This window comes from Pseudoalteromonas sp. DL2-H2.2 (assembly GCF_021532535.1).
Classification (GTDB): domain Bacteria; phylum Pseudomonadota; class Gammaproteobacteria; order Enterobacterales; family Alteromonadaceae; genus Pseudoalteromonas; species Pseudoalteromonas rubra_A.
Genome location: NZ_JAKGBD010000002.1, coordinates 468879 through 487365, shown reverse-complemented (window position 1 = coordinate 487365; position 18487 = coordinate 468879). Strand labels below are relative to the sequence as shown.

General features: G+C 50.5%; 18 protein-coding genes. 7 read left to right on the top strand and 11 right to left on the bottom strand.

Annotated features, from left to right (window positions below; genetic code table 11):
• The first annotated feature begins 12 nt into the window (after window positions 1-12).
• Window positions 13-804: a substrate-binding periplasmic protein gene (locus tag L1285_RS04860; RefSeq protein ID WP_235411190.1), complete on the top strand. Its 792-nt coding sequence runs from the start codon at window positions 13-15 to the stop codon at window positions 802-804.
• On the opposite strand, the gene L1285_RS04855 is transcribed toward L1285_RS04860, so the two are convergent.
• The 5 genes from L1285_RS04855 to L1285_RS04835 all read right to left on the bottom strand — a co-directional run bounded on the left by L1285_RS04855 (window position 805) and on the right by L1285_RS04835 (window position 5436).
• Window positions 805-1404 carry a hypothetical protein gene (locus L1285_RS04855; protein WP_235411189.1) on the bottom strand — a complete coding sequence of 200 codons (600 nt, stop codon included), beginning with the start codon at window positions 1402-1404 and terminating at the stop codon, window positions 805-807.
• Between the two features lie 66 nt (window positions 1405-1470).
• Window positions 1471-2091, bottom strand: a complete 621-nt coding sequence (locus L1285_RS04850; RefSeq protein ID WP_082078866.1) for a hypothetical protein — start codon at window positions 2089-2091, stop codon at window positions 1471-1473.
• Window positions 2092-2552: 461 nt separating this feature from the next.
• A complete protein-coding gene (locus L1285_RS04845) occupies window positions 2553-4184 on the bottom strand; it encodes a methyl-accepting chemotaxis protein (RefSeq protein WP_235411188.1) in 1632 nt (543 codons plus the stop codon).
• Between the two features lie 126 nt (window positions 4185-4310).
• A complete protein-coding gene (locus L1285_RS04840) occupies window positions 4311-5021 on the bottom strand; it encodes a pseudouridine synthase (protein WP_235411187.1) in 711 nt (236 codons plus the stop codon).
• Window positions 5022-5103: 82 nt separating this feature from the next.
• On the bottom strand, window positions 5104-5436 hold the full coding sequence (locus tag L1285_RS04835; protein ID WP_235411186.1) for a 5-carboxymethyl-2-hydroxymuconate Delta-isomerase: 333 nt from the start codon (window positions 5434-5436) through the stop codon (window positions 5104-5106).
• A gap of 139 nt (window positions 5437-5575) precedes the next feature.
• Between L1285_RS04835 and L1285_RS04830 the strand changes: the two genes are divergently transcribed.
• From L1285_RS04830 to L1285_RS04810, 5 genes are all read left to right on the top strand, one after another.
• Window positions 5576-6373, top strand: a complete 798-nt coding sequence (locus L1285_RS04830; protein WP_235411185.1) for a hypothetical protein — start codon at window positions 5576-5578, stop codon at window positions 6371-6373.
• Complete coding sequence (locus L1285_RS04825) at window positions 6354-6980, top strand: LysE family translocator (protein ID WP_235411184.1); 627 nt, start codon at window positions 6354-6356, stop codon at window positions 6978-6980. Before L1285_RS04830 ends, L1285_RS04825 begins: the two co-directional genes overlap by 20 nt.
• A 14-nt stretch (window positions 6981-6994) precedes the next feature.
• Window positions 6995-7495: a gamma-glutamylcyclotransferase family protein gene (locus tag L1285_RS04820; protein ID WP_235411183.1), complete on the top strand. Its 501-nt coding sequence runs from the start codon at window positions 6995-6997 to the stop codon at window positions 7493-7495.
• A 15-nt stretch (window positions 7496-7510) separates the two neighbouring features.
• Entirely contained in the window at window positions 7511-9091 is a 1581-nt protein-coding gene (locus L1285_RS04815) for a serine hydrolase (RefSeq protein ID WP_235411182.1), read from the top strand.
• 86 nt (window positions 9092-9177) lie between these two features.
• Window positions 9178-10095, top strand: coding sequence for a histone deacetylase family protein (locus L1285_RS04810; RefSeq protein ID WP_235411181.1), 918 nt, complete (start codon window positions 9178-9180; stop codon window positions 10093-10095).
• An 18-nt stretch (window positions 10096-10113) separates the two neighbouring features.
• Here the strand turns inward: L1285_RS04810 and L1285_RS04805 are convergent, their stop codons facing one another.
• Complete coding sequence (locus tag L1285_RS04805; protein ID WP_046004297.1) at window positions 10114-10407, bottom strand: hypothetical protein; 294 nt, start codon at window positions 10405-10407, stop codon at window positions 10114-10116.
• A gap of 76 nt (window positions 10408-10483) precedes the next feature.
• Here L1285_RS04805 and L1285_RS04800 point away from each other — a divergent pair, with 76 nt between their 5' ends.
• On the top strand, window positions 10484-13033 hold the full coding sequence (locus tag L1285_RS04800; protein WP_235411180.1) for an EAL domain-containing protein: 2550 nt from the start codon (window positions 10484-10486) through the stop codon (window positions 13031-13033).
• A gap of 18 nt (window positions 13034-13051) precedes the next feature.
• Here the strand turns inward: L1285_RS04800 and L1285_RS04795 are convergent, their stop codons facing one another.
• The 5 genes from L1285_RS04795 to purH form a co-directional block, all read right to left on the bottom strand.
• Window positions 13052-13879 (bottom strand): DUF2797 domain-containing protein, encoded by an 828-nt coding sequence (locus tag L1285_RS04795; protein ID WP_235411179.1) that lies wholly within the window; start codon window positions 13877-13879, stop codon window positions 13052-13054.
• A gap of 83 nt (window positions 13880-13962) precedes the next feature.
• Window positions 13963-14397 carry a hypothetical protein gene (locus tag L1285_RS04790; protein WP_235411178.1) on the bottom strand — a complete coding sequence of 145 codons (435 nt, stop codon included), beginning with the start codon at window positions 14395-14397 and terminating at the stop codon, window positions 13963-13965.
• A 175-nt stretch (window positions 14398-14572) separates the two neighbouring features.
• Window positions 14573-15856, bottom strand: a complete 1284-nt coding sequence (gene purD, locus L1285_RS04785) for a phosphoribosylamine--glycine ligase (RefSeq protein WP_235411177.1) — start codon at window positions 15854-15856, stop codon at window positions 14573-14575.
• A 15-nt stretch (window positions 15857-15871) separates the two neighbouring features.
• Window positions 15872-16696, bottom strand: a complete 825-nt coding sequence (locus L1285_RS04780) for a class I SAM-dependent methyltransferase (protein WP_235411176.1) — start codon at window positions 16694-16696, stop codon at window positions 15872-15874.
• Window positions 16697-16799: 103 nt separating this feature from the next.
• On the bottom strand, window positions 16800-18386 hold the full coding sequence (purH, locus tag L1285_RS04775; RefSeq protein ID WP_235411175.1) for a bifunctional phosphoribosylaminoimidazolecarboxamide formyltransferase/IMP cyclohydrolase: 1587 nt from the start codon (window positions 18384-18386) through the stop codon (window positions 16800-16802).
• Between the last annotated feature and the right edge of the window lie 101 nt (window positions 18387-18487).

Genomic DNA, 18487 nt, shown 5'->3' with positions numbered 1-18487 from the left:
GCTAGGTGGTGTATGGTAAAACGGGTTATGTATCTGATGCTAATACTGCTTGGCGTAGTTACCGAAGCAAAACCAAGCATCTATGTTGCTAAGGAAATGCGTCCCCTCTATGACCGTGATTTATTCCTGTACGAACTGCTCGACTTATCCCTCAAAGCGGCCGACTACCCGGTTGATATTCAGCATGTTAAGGTGCACCCCCACCAGCAACGCACCCTGCTGGCGCTGAGTAAAGGCGAAGTCGACTTACACTGGAGCATGTCGAGTCCGGCGCGAGAAAAGCTGGCGATTGCGGTTAAATTCCCCTTGTTTGACGGTCTGATCGGCAAGCGCGCTTTGCTGGTCCATCGCGCACAGCTGGCTCGTTTTGAAGCTGTGAAGGATAAAGCGGCACTGGCTAAGCTGGTTGCTGTACAAGGACATGACTGGCCCGATACAAAAATACTGGCAGCCAATGGTTTAAAGGTCAGGCCGATTGTGAATTATCAGGCGATGTTTGACTTGATCCTGGCGCAAAAAGCGGACTATTTTCCCCGCTCGGTGATCGAGGTAGATTCAGAGCTGGCGGCGCAGTCGGCCGCGGATTTGGTCAAACTCCCGGGCATTTATTTGTCGTATCCGGCACATTTCTACTTTTTTGTGAACAAGCAGCAACCACAGCTGGCAGAAAAACTGGCACTGGGACTATCGCGTCTAAAAGAAAGTGGTGAATATCAGCGGTTACTGGCACGTTACTTTGATCTTTCTTTTTTGAGCACTGCACGGCCGATATACCTGGACAACCCGTTCTTCCACACAGACTGATTATTCGCTGAGCTGCTGCTGCTGATAGCTTTTGAACGCGAGTAATGACAGCGTGCCACACACTGATGCATAAAACAGATAGCCCGTGATCTCGAACGCATAAAAAAAGAACGTAATGTCATAACCTAAGCCATTACGAAGATAGTTTTCGAATAAAGCAAAAAAACTGATGATCACAGTGAGCAGACAAAGCCAGAGTAATAAGCTATCAGCAAAAGTGTAGTAGACCCGGCGGGTTGGAAAAATACGTTGGCTCAACTCAACCCGGTAGGTCAGTAGCGCCAGTAAAATCACTTCTTTGACAATATGCAGGCCGAAAATAATACTGTTCTGGAGCAGGCGGTTATCTTGCTCTGAGTTTAAGCTGATCAGACCGGTTGTAAAGATCAGGTTTTCATAGGCAATGGGGAACAGGGCCAGGGCTGCCAAGCTACACAGGTTAAAATCTTTGAGTTTGATACCGACGACAAAAATGCCAGCAAGGAGCAAGGAATAGAGTGAAAAGACATAAAAGGTGGCGTCACGCAGTATAATCAATATCAGGCTGAGTATACCTGTGACGATCAGTAAGTGTATATTGACGTAGCGTAAGTGGGCCATACTGCGGCTCCCTGAATGGGCTAAAGACAAACCTGATGTCAGAGTATACAGGTTTGTCTTTGCAATTTAACTGCGCTTTTTGATTGAAGGTACTTTTAATTCATAAGCTTCTTTGTATGAGATCACGGTCAGTGCGACCAAAATGGCACAGAGGGTCGAAAATATCAGGTAGCCTGTAATTTCAAAGGCATAGAAGAAGAAGGTTATATCGTAGCCTTTGGCATTGCGAAAATAGTTTTCTATTAAAGCGAAAAAGCTGATGGCCGCGCCTATCAGATAAAGCCAGGGCATCATGCTGTCTGCAAAGGTGGCACGGATCTGGTGCTTGGGAAACAGCCATTTGGTGATTTCAACGCGATAGGTGAGCAACACTAAGATCAATAGCTCCCTGGCCATGGAGAGGCCGAATATCACACTGTTTTGCAGCAGGCGGTTTTCTTCATCGGAATACAGGCTTATCAGCCCGGTGGAAAACAACAGGTTTTCTATCAGAATGGACGATAAGTTCATCATTGCAAGCACGCAAATATTGATGTCCTTAATCCTTAATCCTATCAGGAACACCAGTGAGATGATTGCAATACAAGAGAGGATGAACACATAAGTTGCATCCTGCATAATAAAAATAACTACTACCATCACGACGTATGGTAGTAGTAGGTCTTTGATCGATAAATCCTTTGTCATGTCGAAGTACGTTTTATCTCATTTTTTTGGGGAGTTTGCTGGGCATTGGGCCGAACAGGGTGTAACACACTGGAACCGGCAGCGACTTTTTGGCAATCAGTAAATGAAAGAGTTTTCATATTGATATTCCTTATGTCATTGTTGTTGGCCTAACCAAAACGACTACATAAACTGGCTAGTCAGCTTCTTAGAGTATAGGCACAGCTTCCGCCTTTGCTCATTCATCATCGAATTACGTGCAAATAGCGGCGACGCAATTCTGATGAATTAGGTGTGCTTTCAGACCTATCATATATGATAATTTTCATATATCACAACATAAGTCTATTAAGCTCTGGTTAATAAATTTACCACCAAGACCAGAAAAGTGAAATGAAATTTTTCATATAACTTTAATTTAATGTTAATTTATTTGTTGGTTTCACTTTTTTTACTTGAAAATCTGAATATTAACCAAAAAACTAAACTTTAAATTTTGCCATTTCTTTTTCCAGTTGGTGGGTTAATGCCGTGATGCTGTCAGTTGCCTGATGTGCATGGTGCGAGACCTGTGCAGTCTGGCTGGCGGTATCTGAGATGGTCACAACGCGCTGAGCGGTGTCTTCTCCGGCTGCCAGCTGCTCTTTGGCCGCCTGCGCAATTTGGTCGCTCATTTGCGATATGGCACTGAGCGACTCAGCGACCCGTTTCAATGCATCACTGGCCTCACTCGACATGGTCACTGTTTTTTCACTGGTGGCAATGCTCAGTGTGACCGACGCCTTGGCTTCTTGCGTTGCGGATTGCAGGTTACCAATCATAGTGTGAATTTCTTCCGTGCTGGTTTGTGTGCGTTGTGCCAGCTGCCTGACTTCATCGGCCACAACGGCGAAGCCGCGCCCTTGTTCACCCGCTCGGGCAGCCTCAATCGCGGCATTCAGCGCCAGCAGATTGGTTTGCTCAGCAATGCTTTGGATCACACTCAGTACATTGGCAATGTTTTTTACTTCTTCATCCAGCACCTGGATATTATTGCCGGCACTGTCAATTTGCTGCTCCAGCAAGGCAATCGCTTCCGACGCTTTGGTCGTCAGTTTATCGGCGCTTTGTCCCTGGCCTTCGGCTTGCTGCACTGATTCTGCGGCTTGTTCAGCATGTTCTACTACGGTCTGGGCTGAGGCGGTGAGTTCGGTAATGGCCGAGGCGACCATCTGAGTTTCTTCGCTCAGGCTGCGGGTGAGTGATTCCAGTTCATTCGAGCGTGTTTCGCCATTGTGGCTTTGCTCGTTGAGTGAATCACTGACCGACTTGAGCCCACCAACCACACCTTTGAGACCCTGCTGCATGTATTCCATGCCCGCCAGAATGCTGTCTGGTTTTGCGTTATCACTGTTGATCTTCGATGTCAGGTTGCCACGGGATACTTCCTGAACAATTTTCAGCACGTCATCCAGCTCCGCGCCCAGTTTATTAGACAGCGACAGTCCAAAGCGAGTTAACGCGAAGGTCAGTGCAACGGCAGTGAGTAAAGATAAAGATGCCAACCAGATTGCCGTATCCCAATAGCGTTCGTCGACCTCCTGATAACTGATCCCGGTGCCGACATACCAGCCGAATAGAGGAGTCTTTTGCACGACCGACGTCATGGCGGCTACGCTGCCGTTACGCTCTGATGTCCAGTTGTAGGTAATAATGCGGTTCGTCTGTGAGCCGACCAGGCGCTCTACCATGCGACCAATGCTGTTGCCACTGGCATCTTTGAAGTCGTTAAAACTCGTATTGTGAAGGTGGGGGTCATGAGGAGCGGCAATAAAGTTAAGCTTGCTGTCGACCACATACACATATTCGGAGTCGTGATATTTATTTTCCCTGAGGATTTGCGAGGCCAGGGTTTTCGCTTGTGCCTCAGTCAGGTCACCGCTGCGCACGAACCCTTCAAACTGCAACACGATATTGGCGGTGCTTTTCATCAGCTGATTGATGCGCGCAATATTATCAGTTTCGCTCGCGTGTCTGAGAGATTGCAGCCCAACGATCGCAACCAGGATGAGCGCGATAAAAATGGAGGCTGCAAATAGAATGATTTTTGTTCTTAAAGTGAATGATGAAAACACGTGATGCCCCTGTAGCAGAACCTGACTTAATGATTTAACACGAAAACCTTATTGTGAAAAGCTGAAAAGCATCACTAAGCCCGGAATTTTAGATGATTTTTCCTCACTATAGGGGGTGACAGCGTTTTACCTTGCATTAATTATGTTAACTTCGTCCTCAGTGAGTAAACGGTACTCTCCGGCAGCCAGTTGGCTATCCAGTTCGATGCCTGCGACGTTCTCACGGTGTAGCTCCACAACCTTATTGCCCACCGCGGCCAGCATGCGTTTTACCTGATGATACTTACCCTCACAAATGGATAAGCGCAGTGCATACTTATCCAGCTGCTGTGCTATGGCGGGCTGAGTGAGGTTTTTTTCGTTGTGCAGGGCCACCCCCTGGCGCAGCTGCTCAAGGGCTTCTTCGCTGAGCGCTTCTTGTGTTTCAACCAGATAAGTTTTGTACTTTTGTTTCTTCGGTGAGGTAATTTGATGAGACCAGTCGCCGTCATTGGTAATCAAAACCAGCCCGGTGGTATCTAAGTCTAGTCGTCCTGCAACATGAAAATCTTTTAAGTTGGGCTCGTCTAAAAGCTCGAAAACGGTGGGGTGCAGGTCGTCCTGATTGGCACACACGTAACCGGTCGGTTTGTTCAGCATATAGTAACGTTTACCCAGATAAACCAGCTGTACTCCCTCCCATTCGACTGTATCATTTTGTTGGATCGTATGGTCGGCTTTGCTGACTTTTTCGCCGTTGACAACGGCCAGACCTTTTTTGATCCCAATTTTGACTTTACTGCGTGGCAGCTCACTGGTGTGACTGACAAACTTATCTAAACGGCAGGGGAATTTCATAGTAGTTACTCTGTTAATTTGGATGCGACCCGCCGGTTGCTGCGGGAGAGCTGAGATCAGCTCAGAAACGCGACATTATATGCTAGTTCTTGCGGTAGATCTCGGGTTCCAGATCATAGGGATGTACACTGAGATTTAGCGGTTCGTCACCGCACACACTATGTAGCGCATTCAACAGGGTGTCGCTCAGTAGTTGTTTCTGTGCCAGGCTGCGGCCTGCAATGATATGCGCCTGTACATGAATAAAGCCCTGATGTGGCCCTCCCAACTGATAATTGGCGTAGGCAATGGCCCGGGTTTTGATAGTTGCTGGGTCAAACAGCTGGGTGCGCTCTGCGCCCTGATGGACAGCCTGAACCAGTTGAGCAATCGGTATATTCAGGTTCTCTGAATGTTCAATGATGAGATGAGGCATGGTATCACATGATAATTATCGCTAAGATGGCAATATGATATGAATCTTTTCTTGCACTGCCAAGTGATTAGTCAGGCAATCAGGCATTCCTGACAGGCGCCTTGGGTATGGCAGGCAGTTATACGGATAACAGGATAGTATGCTGGCGATATTTAAATCTAAACCGCTACTGGACGAGGCTCAGGCTCATCAGTTAATCGCATTGTTTGGCTGGGCGGTGGAGCACTTTGATGTGGATTTCTTTCTTAAACACACACGCATTGTTGAGCCTACCGTGCAGGATTTCCCGGATCAGGTTAGCAGCGTTGAGCAGATGGCACACACCGTTTTTGCTCGGGTGCGTGATTATGCCGGGCTGCAGCACTGGCCAGTTGCACTGCTGCCACCTCAACAAATGCCAATGCAGCAGACTTTCCCCAGTTTTACGCTAAGTGGGGGGCTACGCGGTGAACATGTTTCTGTGCTACAGCAGCCAGCATTGCCGATTGCGTTGTCGTATAACCCCAACCAAATCAATCAGCCACAGGATATGGTTGCGAGTTTAGCGGGCTCCCTGGCTATGATATTAATACATCAGGTAGGTAAGTTACCGCCGGGTGGTCAGGAGCATTTGCCTGTTGCAGCCGATGTGCTGGCCGTGTTTATGGGCTTTGGCGTGATGTTAAGCAACAGCGCCTATCACTTCAGAGGTGGGTGCGGCTCCTGTTATAACGCCTATGCGAATCGTCAGGCTGCGCTCAGTGAAGCCGAAACCATATTTGTCCATGCGCTAGTGTGCTACTTTAAACCAGAATATAATGGGGCTAAACACCTAAAGCCGCATTTAAGAAGCCTTTATAAGAAAGCCCAGAAACAGTTACAGGGGATCATAAAATCGTCTCCTGATCCGGTTTTACTGGCACTCGAGGAGCGCAGTCGTGTCGCCATACCTGGATGAGTTTATTTTGATAGCGCTGGCACACTTTTTTGCCGTCGCGAGTCCCGGGCCCGATTTTGCCATCGTCCTCAAGCAAAGTATTAGCCACGGCCGGCGCAACGCGCTGATGACAAGCGCCGGGGTCGGTTTGGGGATTTTGGTGCATGTAACCTATTGCCTGCTCGGCGTCGCATTGGTGTTATCGCAATCACCAGGGCTGTTTAATGCCTTTAAATATCTGGCGGGGGCTTATCTGGTCTATATGGGGATCCAGGCACTCCGTGCAAGTGCAGCACCGACCGCGCCACAGTCCGCAGAAGCTGAGCCGCTCACTCCGGAGAGTGGAATGAAAGCGCTGCGCCGTGGCTTTTTGGTCAATGCTTTAAACCCAAAAGCCACCTTGTTTTTCCTCTCGCTGTTTACTTTGGTCATTGATCCCGGCACGCCGCAGTCCGTACAACTTTTCTACGGATTGTATATGGCGCTGGCCACCTGGATATGGTTTTCATCCCTGTCACTGGTGCTGAGCAAAGCGGCGGTTCGGCGCTTTTTTCAGCGTGCCGGACATTGGTTTGATCGCGGGATCGGCGTGATTTTGCTTCTGCTGGCGCTTAGGTTGGTTTTGTAACGTTGGGAGAAGACATGGCATCAAGTGCATTACTGAATTTTGCCTTTGGTTCAAATTTAACCCCAGCGCGCCTGAAGGCGCGGTTGCCACACGCTCAATTGCTGGGCACGGCTCATTTACCTGGTTACACACTGGGTTTTCGCCACCTCGGCCAGGATGGTTCGGCCAAATGTTCTATTGAACCTGATAGCCGGGCTGACGCGCAGGTACATGGTGTGCTCTATGCGTTGACCGAGCAAGAAATGACGCAGCTGGATAAGATTGAAGGTGAAGGTTATCAGCGCCAGCGCGTCGAGGTAGTGCGTGCCTGCGGCACCTTAACTGTGGCGCACTGCTATATCACACAACAACTTCATAACGACCTGCTGCCGTTTTCCTGGTATCTGGAGCACGTGCTGCGGGGCGTTCAACATCATCAATTTCCCGCAGCGTATCAGCAGCTGCTTGCACAGCAGCCGTGTATCCTGGACCTGGATTACCTCAGAACCCGGCGGGAGCTGTCTATTTATCAATAAGGAAGAGCATTACACATGAAGTACCAATTTGGCAAAGGCCTGATCGCAGCCGCGTTCTTGTCTGTGAGTAGTACCCCGGCATTGGCGCAGCAGCAAGTGTCTGGCGTGAATGTTGCAGATGTCGAGCGAGCGGTGGTTGAGGCCATGGAGACATTCCATATTCCGGGCATTGCACTGGCCGTGGTCGAGCGTGGCCAGGTGGTGCTGAGCAAGGGATTTGGTGTGCGCCATATTGACCATCAGGATAAGGTCGATGCAGATACCCTGTTCGGTATTGCCTCTAACAGTAAGGCATTTACGGCGACGGCGCTGGCTATGCTGGTGGATGAAGGTAAGTTGAGCTGGGATGATAAAGTGATTAACCATATCCCCGAGTTTCGGCTGGCCGATCCCTACGCCACACGTGAAATGACCATCCGGGATTTACTGAGCCATCGCAGTGGGCTGGGCAAAGGTGCAGGCGATCTGATGATCTGGCCGGATACGGATAAAAGTATGGATCAGTTGCTCGAAGGGATTGCCCATTTACCGACAAACAGCAGCTTTCGCAGCGAATATGCGTACAACAATCTGATGTTTGTGGTCGCAGGCGAAGTGGTGCACAGAGTGACAGGGCAGGGCTGGCGCACTTTTGTTGAGCAGCGTATGTTCAAACCACTGGGCATGCAGACATCCAAAGCCGGGTTTGTCCGGATCCCTAAGCAGAACAAAAACTGGGCGACAGGGAGTATTTACTGGGAAGGACAGCTGACGCCCTTTTTCGTCGACTATCTGGAAGATTTTCGCGGTGCTGGTGCGATTGCGTCGAGTGCAAATGATATGAGCCGCTGGCTACTCACTCAGTTGTCTCAGGGACAGACGCCTGATGGCAAACGTTTATTCAGCGGCGCACAGCAAGCCCAGATGTGGCTGCCGCACATTATGCGCAAGCCCAGCAGTGAGGGTAAAAGAAACTACCAGCAACAATTCAGGGGCTATGGCCTGGGCTGGGCCATTGAAGATTATTTTGGTCATAAAAAAGTGGGGCACGGCGGCGGGATCCTGGGCATGGTCTCTCAAGTTGCTATGATACCGGGCAAAGAGCTTGGCGTGGTGGTCTTGTCTAATCAGCAGGTCTACCCGGCTTTGACCGCTATCATTAATGAAGTGTTCGAAGACGCTCTGGGCCTGCCAGAGCGAGACTGGGTAAAAGAAACCGCTGAGCGCTATTATGCCAAACGCGCAGAGGCTTATCGCGAAGCAGGCGTGGTTAAAGTCGACAACCCGCAACCGGCGCTGGCCAATCAGGTATATACGGGTACTCTGATCAGCCCCTGGTATGGTGAGGTGATTGTCGAAGAGCTGGATGGCCAGTTACATATCGATTTTACCCACACAGCAATGCTGAAAGGGAAGCTGGTGCATCACAGTGGCAATACCTTTGTCGTTCAGTGGCAGCAACCTATGCTGGAAGCCGATGCCTATATCCAGTTTACTTTGTCCCCCTCGCAACAGGTTGAAGCTGCCAGCATGTCCTGGGTGAACCCGGATATCACGGACTTCAGTTTTGATTTTCATAATCTGCAACTGCGGGCAAAGCCGCTGCCAGAAAGCTAAGTCTCAGCTTACACCAAAGTATCAGAGCTGCTCTGACGTTGCTCTGATACACTCAGGTTATCATTCAACGAAGGATTGATTTTGCTATGCGTACGGCCCTGATCACACACCCGCTTTGTCGTAAACACAAAATGATTGCGGATCATCCGGAGTGCCCTGAGCGGCTGGATGCGATTTCCGATCGCATCCTGGCGTCTGGCCTGGATGTGGCCATTGAGTATAAAACAGCGCCTAAGGCGACAGTAGAAGACATCGCTCGGGTACACGACCAGGCACATATCAATCGTGTATTTGAGGCATTGCCCGAGTCTGGGTTGGCTGAGCTGGACGGTGATACCTGGTTGTGTCCGGATTCCATAAAAGCCATTGAGCGCGCAGTGGGAGCCGGGCTCCTGGCCGTTGATGAGGTGCTTTCAGGTAAGCTGGACGCGGCTTTTTGTTCCGTGCGCCCGCCCGGTCATCATGCCAACCAGCATAGTTCGTCGGGGTTTTGTGTATTCAATAATCTCGCCATTGCGGTCGCTTATGCGAAACAACAGGGAGTGGAGCGTATCGCGGTGCTGGACATAGATGTTCATCATGGCAATGGCACCCAGGATATCGTCCGCGACGACCCTCAGGTGCTGTTCTGTTCTTTGTTTCAATACCCTTTTTATCCGAATACGGCGATTGAGAATACCGACTCAGTGTTAAATTCCCCGTTGCCTGCGGGCAGTGACGGACGCGACTTTCGGGCGCTGGTTGAACAACAGTGGTTGCCCAGACTCGAGGTGTTTGCTCCTCAGCTGATCTTTATCAGCGCCGGATTTGATGCCCACCTGGAGGATGATATGGGGGGCCTGAGCTTTGTTGAGCAGGATTATATCTGGTTTACCGAGCAAGTGATCGCCCTGGCCAAAGCGCAATCTTGCAGGGGGATCATTTCCTACCTTGAAGGCGGTTACGACTTGTCATCGCTTGGCCGTAGCGTGGAATGCCATATCCGCGCGCTGGCAGAAGCCTAGACGCCTTGAGATTGCTATTCAGCGAATATCCTCTAACAGCTTAAAAGCATCCTCTACGCTACATTCACTGAGTTTGGAGACACAACACTGGCCTTCCTGCACTAAGGTTTGTTGCACTAAACGGGTGAGTGCATCGGCCGGCAAGGGCGTTACCGCTTGCCCTGAGCGGGTCAGATAACGGCCGTCAGAATAGATGCAGATCCCCTCGTCAGGGCCCGCATAATGGCACATTTCAGTTAGTTCATCTTCACTGCGGACATAAGCGAGACTTTGGTCTAACCATAATAGGAACGGGTAGGACTTTATTGTCATTATTTGTTCTTGGTCAAGGTTGTTTAAATTGTCTCCATTATACTCGATTAGATTGGCTGAAAGCGAGGCTGTGCTTATGATGGGCGATACACGTCAACTGCAAATTAAAGATGTTTACTCTCACAACCTGTTGTGTTGTGACTACACCACGCGTTTATACGACGCGCTGAGTCTGATGCGAGAGCGGCGAGTCAGTTCAATATTTATTGAGCAGGACGGTAAAATTGCCGGGATCTGGACGGAATCCGACTGCGTGAGTCTGGACTTTGAACACAGTGGTCTGGCACAGACCGCCATTGGCAACATCATGAATGCGCCGGTGCATGATATTCAAATCAACCAAACGCTCAGTGAAGCCACCATCAAGTTTCATCAATTGGGGATCCGCCATCTGCTGGTGAAAGATGCCCATAATCAGCCGCAGGGGGTTGTGTCTCTGTCTGATATTGTGCGCAATCAGGGGCTGGACCATTACCTGCACTTTCGGCCTATTGAAGATCATTTTGAATCTCAGATCAGCACCTTAGATGCTGAGGCCTGTATTTCCGAAGCCATTCATGCGATGCGCCGGGACAGAACCACAGCGGTACTGGTGTACAATCAAGTACTGGCTGAATACGGCATTATCACACAGCGGGATGTGGCTTATGTGATCCTCAATCAGGACTGGCGCATGCCCTGCTGGGAGCTGGCCAGTTACCCCATGGAATCCATGACACCCAAAGACAGCCTGTTTGATGCTTACCGCCTGATGACGGCCCGTTCCATTCGTCACCTGGTGATCCGCGAACCCGGCTCAGATGCGGTGATGGGCTTACTGGCACTAAAAAATGTGCTGACAGAAATAGAAACGGCCTATTGTAGCGAGCTGGAAAAAGTCCTTGCACAGCGAGACCTGGCACTGCAAAAATCAGAAAAAAACCTCTATCTGGCGAACCGGATCATCGACGCGTCACTCGACGGCATTATGATCACCCGCGCCAATGGCGAGATCATCCAGATCAACCCGGCATTTAGCGCGCTTACGGGCTATCAGGATTATGAGGTACTGGGTAAGAACCCCAGTATTCTTAGCTCAGGTGTGCATGGCCAGGAATACTACGAGCGCATGTGGAAGGAGCTGCGCCATAAGGGCGTCTGGCAGGGGGAGATCTGCAATAAGCGTAAAAATGGCGAGGTCTATGTTGAGTGGCTGACCATTATTGAGATCAATGAACCCTATAGCGATGATGTGCTTTATGCCGCTATTTTTAGCGACATTACTGAACGTAAAAATGCCGAGGAAAAAATTGCCCGGCTGGCCTATTTTGATGAATTAACCGGACTGCCCAATCGCCGCTTGTTCTACGACAGATTGTCTATGGCACTGGCCTCGGCGCAGCGGGATAAGCATAAGCTCAGCGTGATGTTCATTGACCTGGACCGTTTTAAAGAGGTCAATGACACCTTAGGCCACAGTGCCGGGGATAAGCTGCTCAGTCAGGTGAGTGAGCGGATCAAGGCGATCCTTAAGCCGGGCGATACGCTTGCGCGGCTTGGCGGCGATGAGTTTGTGGTGCTGCTCACCGAAGTGGAGCAGATGGACGACGTGGTCAGCTTTGCCGATCAGGTGCTCAGTGAGCTCAGTGTGCCCTTTGCGCTGGGAGAGCTGAATGTCGCAGCCACGGCATCGCTGGGGGCGGCTATCTATCCGGAAGACGGCCTTGACAGTGAAAGCCTGCTTAAACATGCGGATGTCGCCATGTATCGCTCCAAAGAGTTGGGGCGTAATTCATTTCAGTTATACAAAGCGTCGATGAACGCCCGCTCATTAGAGCGACTGTCGATGTTAAGTCGCTTTCAAAGTGCACTGGAAGGGGGCGAATTTGAACTGCATTATCAACCACTGCGCTGTCTGACCAGTGGCCGGATCATGAGTGTAGAATGTTTGCTGCGCTGGCAAGATCCCAACCTGGGCACCATCTCACCGGCCCAGTTTATCCCACTGGCCGAAGAACTGGGATTGATTGTGAAGGTCGATCAGTGGGTGATCAACGAAGCCTGCCGACAAATGGCACAATGGCTGAAAGAGGGACTGGATATACGCCGCATTGCCATTAATATTTCGGCCAGCCACCTTAGCCAGGGCGATCTGGTAATGACCATGGCCAAAGCGCTGGAGCAGCACAATCTGGACGGTCGTTATGTGGAGCTGGAGCTGACTGAAACCAGTTTTGTCAGTAACTTGCACGATGCCAAGGTGCTGCTCAAGAAACTCAAGAGTCTGGGCGTCTCGATTGCGCTGGACGATTTTGGCACAGGCTATTCGGCGCTGAGTTATCTGACCAAGCTACCCATTGATATACTAAAAATTGATGCCAGTTTTATCGCTAAAATTCCCGATGAATATGGCAACAGCGAGATTGTGACGGCGATTGTGGCAATGGCCAAGGCGCTTAATTTACATGTGGTGGCGGAAGGGGTCGAAAAATCCGTGCAGCAAAAGTTTTTGCAAAAGCTGGGGTGCCATACCATGCAGGGCTATCATTATTGCCGCCCATTACCTCAGTCTGACTGGCTGAATTTTTATCGCTCACAGCGGGGGCTTGAGGCTGCCCCGTTGCAGCGTCTGGCAGGCGGGCGCTAAGCGCCCGTCAGTGTCTTTTTAGTCGAGGCTGACCGAGACTTCGTAAGAGGTGAATTTACGGATATTGATAACCCCGGTATCAAAGATCAGATACTGGCCTTTAATGCCCTGCAATATACCACTGACCACCGGCTCCTTATCAAAGTTAAAGGAGCTGATCTTGCTCGGATAGCTGGTAACCGGGAAGGTCAGATCGACCACTTCTTCATCCAGGCGCTCAATCGCCGTGGCACCAAACAGCTCCGCCAGTTCATCCAGCTTAGCCTGGATCTGTGGAATAAGCTCTGCTGCGGATGCTTTGAGGTCCAGCTCAGGGTTAATGCCCTTAAGCATATTTCGCCAGTTGGTTTTATCGGCAATAAACTGTGCCAATGCCACTTCCACTAAACCAGACTGTAAGCGGGTCTGGACTTTGAAAATGGGCACAGCCTGCGTAGCACCTTGATCTATCCAGCGGGTTGGGATCTGAGTGTGGCGAGTAATGCCAACCTTCAGCCCTGAGGTATTCGCCAGATAGACATAATGCGGGATCATACAGTGGGTTTCACCCCACTCAGGTTCACGGCAGGTGCCCTGATCATAGTGGCAGGTCTCTGGCTTCATAATGCACATGTCGCAGCTGGCCAGCTTTTTCATGCACACAAAACAGTGCCCCTGAGAGTAACTTTTCTTGGTTTTTTTACCACAGTTACAGCAGAAGATATTACCACTGAAAGTCAGGGTAATGGGTTTGCCAATTAATTCATTGAGTGGCAATAGCTCATCACCCAACGGCAGGTGATATTGAACAGGCGTCCCCTGAGCTGTGCCCAGCGTCGCCTGCATTTTACGCAGTGTACCTTGCATCTTTACGCCCCTAAAGATGATGTTAAACGGCGATCCTAACAAAGCCGGTTTAAGAGGTGAAGCGTAATCGTCGGGGAGGCGTTTTAAAACCGATAGCCCACATTAAACCAGGCATAGCCCTCGGTCTCTGAATCGTCCGTTGCGGCAAAAAAACTGCCGCTGTCTTCTCTTCTGGCCCCGGCACTCAATCCAAATACCCAACCACTATTGTTGACACCCTGTGTATAGTAATTGTAAGTGAGTGAGACAAAGCCTTTCTCGCTGGTCAATACCTCTGAGCCGAACATAGCACCCACAGTGTGGTGATTGCTCTGACCAATAATGCGTTGATAACCGAGGGCAGCACCAAACAGACCCAGTGAGCCAAAAAAGCGATTTTTGCCATTATTGGCGCTGTACTGTGCGCCCAACACACCGCCGTATTGGTAGCCTGTGCCGACGGTGAGCGAGTTGTCTGCTAAAGCGTGAGTGGATAGTGTTAGGCAGGCCAATATAGGCAATAAACTACGCGATTTCATAGATCTTCCTCTCATTATTGTTGTTGATGGGGTGTTATTCTGGGGCTAGGGTAGTGGCAAGTGCCTAAATATACAACAGATAAGTGCGGCAGTTTACAAATTATAACGTATTGGCTGGTCAGAGATTGATGAGGCAGCGGCCCAGCGTAATACTGAGCCGCTGTATAAGTCGTACTTATTGCTCGCGAGCAATGGCGCGATAGGCGATATCGGTACGGAATTCAACACCGTCCCAGTTTATCTCCTGCACCAGCGCATACGCGCGCTTTTGTGCTTCTGTTACTGTGTGACCTAAAGCGGTGGCACACAATACACGACCGCCCGCGGTAACCACAGCGTCACCGTCTTGCTTGGTGCCTGCATGGAAAACTTTTTCACCTTCCGGGTAAGCAACACGCAGTCCAGAGATGGCATCGCCTTTTGGATAGCTGCCAGGATAGCCCTTAGCTGCCAGCACCACACCCACAGCGGCGCGAGGATCAAACTGAATGTCAGTCTGGTCCAGCTCCTGACGGTTTGCCGCTTCAATCAGGGTAACCAGATCTGATTGCAAACGTAGCATGATAGGTTGCGTTTCAGGATCACCAAAGCGACAGTTGTACTCAATCACTTTCGGTGTACCGTCTGCGGCAATCATCAGGCCGGCATACAAAAAGCCGGTGTAAGGGTGGCCTTCAGCTGCCATACCTTCCACGGTCGGGGTGATCACTTCATCCATAATACGCTGGTGGATATCTGCGGTCACAACCGGGGCAGGTGAGTAGGCACCCATGCCGCCTGTGTTCGGGCCTTCATCGCCATTGTAAGCGCGCTTGTGGTCCTGACTGGTGGCGAATGGCAAAACGTTCTTACCATCGACCATTACGATGAATGAGGCTTCCTCACCTTCAAGGAACTCCTCAATCACCACGCGGCTACCGGCGTCACCAAATGCATTACCGGCCAGCATATCGCGAATGGCTTCTTCGGCTTCTGCTTCGGTCATTGCCACGATCACGCCTTTACCGGCAGCCAGACCATCTGCTTTTACTACGATGGGCGCGCCTTGTGCTTTCACGTAAGCCAGTGCAGGCTCAATTTCTTCAAAGGTCTGATAGGCCGCCGTCGGGATCTGATGGCGTGCTAAAAAGTCCTTAGTAAATGACTTAGAGCCTTCCAGCTGAGCGGCGCCCTGAGTCGGACCGAAAATAGCCAGGCCAGCTTCACGGAAGCTGTCTACTACGCCGATCACCAGTGGCGCTTCAGGGCCAACAATGGTCAACTCAACTTTGTTTTCTTTGGCAAAAGCCAATAGTGCATCGATGTCTTCCACACCAATGGCGACATTTTGCAATTTTGGCTCAAGCGCCGTGCCTGCGTTACCCGGGGCAACAAAGACAGTTTTTACAGATGGGTTTTGTGCAGCCTTGAACGCCAGAGCGTGTTCACGGCCACCGCTGCCAATGACGAGTATATTCATGGCAATTGATTCCTATTAAAGCTTTTTGAATTTCAGGGTCATTCGATCGCTTTCCCCGATGGCCTTGTACTGCTCGGCCTTTTCGTCACCCAAAGCTAAACGTGGTGGTAAAGTCCACACGCCTTTCGGGTGGTTGGCACTGTCCAACGGGTTGGCGTTGATTTCACTGCTTGCAACTAATTCGAATCCAGCCTGTTTAGCGAGGTCGATGACATAGCTTTGCTTCATATAACCAGAACGTTGCTGATCTTTATCATCGCGGTGCTCAGGTAAGCGGTGCTCTACCACACCCAGAATGCCACCTGGCTTCAGTGCTTTGTTAAATGACTGAAATGCCGACAGCACACCTTCGTCACCCTGGCGCATATACCAGTTGTGCACGTTGCGGAAAGTCAGAACCATATCGGCGCTGCCCGCAGGTGCAATATTGGTGTGCGTGCCAGGTGCAAACTCGGTGATCTTGACTTCACTGAAGCGTGCATCGTCTGCCACTTTCTGTTTAAAGCCATCCAGTGAGCGCTTGAAGTAACCTTCACTGTTCGCCGGGAAATGTGCTGCGTAGAGTGTGCCCTGGCCTTTAACAACCGGGGCCAGAATTTCACTGTACCAGCCGCCACCCGGGGCAATTTCAACTACCGTCATATTTGGCTGTAAGCCAAAAAACGCCAGGGTTTGCTCCGGGTTACGATACTGGTCACGAGCACGGTTATCCGCTTTGCGTTCTGCGCTGGCAACCGCCGAGGTGATCTCGCTGGATGCGCCGCTGTCTGCGGTGCTGTTACAGCCACTCAGGGCGGTCAGAATACCTGCTGCGATGATAGATTTAATGGCAAATTTCATAGTCAGTTCCTTCACTGTCATTATTATGATTGTCTTTGACTCACAATACTGGAAATTAGCGCAAACAAAAAGCGCGAAACGGTGAAGGTTTCGCGCTCATCGATTAGTGACGGAAGTGACGCATGCCGGTGAAGACCATGGCCATGCCCGCTTCGTCGGCTGCGGCAATGACTTCTTCATCGCGCATTGAGCCGCCAGGCTGGATCACCGCAGTGATCCCGGCTTCGGCTGCGGCATCGATGCCATCGCGGAATGGGAAGAAGGCATCGGAAGCCATCACTGAGCCTTTGACTTCGAGGTTTTCATCGGCGGCTTTGATACCGGCAATTTTCGCAGAGTACACGCGGCTCATCTGGCCGGCTCCTACACCTATGGTCATGCCATCGCGGGCATACACAATGGCATTGGATTTAACGAACTTAGCGACTTTCCAGCAGAACATCAGATCTTTGAGCTCCTGCTCGGTTGGCTGGCGCTTAGACACGACTTTCAGGTCGCTCGCCTGCACCATGCCCTGGTCACGGTCCTGAATTAGTACACCACCATTGACACGCTTGATGTCGACACCGGTTGTTGCCGTTTGCCATTCACCACATTCCAGCAAGCGGACGTTTTTCTTCGCCGCAACAATCTGTGCTGCCGCATCAGAGATTTTAGGCGCGATGATCACCTCAACGAACTGGCGTGAGATGATGGCTTCTGCCGTATCTGCGTCCAGCTCACGGTTGAAGGCAATAATGCCACCAAATGCTGAGGTCGGATCGGTTTTGAATGCGCGGTCATAGGCGCTCAGGATGTCTTTATCTTCTGCTACGCCACACGGGTTGGCATGCTTGACTATGACACAGGCAGGCTCTGAGAAGCTCTTGACACATTCAAGGGCCGCATCGGTATCCGCGATGTTGTTGTAAGACAGTGCTTTACCCTGAATTTGTTTCGCAGTCGCCACTGAGGCTTCTTCAACGTCGTTCTCAACGTAGAAGGCTGCGTCCTGATGCGAGTTTTCACCGTAGCGCATATCCTGCTTCTTGGTGAACTGCATATTGATGGTGCGTGGGAATTTACTTTCCTCAGCGGCTTCTTCGGTGTAGTCCGGGACCATTTTACCGAAGTAGTTTGCTATCATACCGTCGTACTGTGCGGTGTGCTCGTAGGCTGCGATGGCCAGATCAAAACGCGTTTTGTATTCAGTTGAACCATTATTCGCTTTCATCTCGTTGATAACACGGTCGTAGTCGGCTGCATTCACAACGATGGTCACATCTTTGTGGTTTTTCGCCGCAGCACGCACCATAGTCGGGCCGCCGATGTCGATGTTCTCAATCGCATCTTCCAGTGAGCAGTCAGCTTTTGCAACAGTTTGTGCAAAGGGGTATAAGTTGACTACTACCATATCAATGGCTGAGATGTTGTTGTCTGCCATCACGCCTTCGTCCTGACCGCGACGGGCCAGAATACCACCGTGGATTTTCGGGTGTAGGGTTTTGACCCGGCCGTCCATGATCTCCGGGTGACCAGTGTGGTCAGATACTTCAGTAACAGGAATGCCATTTTCGGCGATGAGTTTACAGGTGCCGCCTGTTGATAAGAGTTCAACGCCTTGCTCGCTCAGGGCGCGGGCAAATTCAACGATACCGGTTTTGTCAGACACGCTCAGCAGCGCGCGACGAATTGGACGATGTATATCCATGATGGTTCAGGTTTCCTCAATGATAAGTTAAGGGCTAGCTTAGAAGGGCTGTATTTTAGCTTAACTTGGCTCAGAAAACGATTGAAAATGCGTGAGTGAGA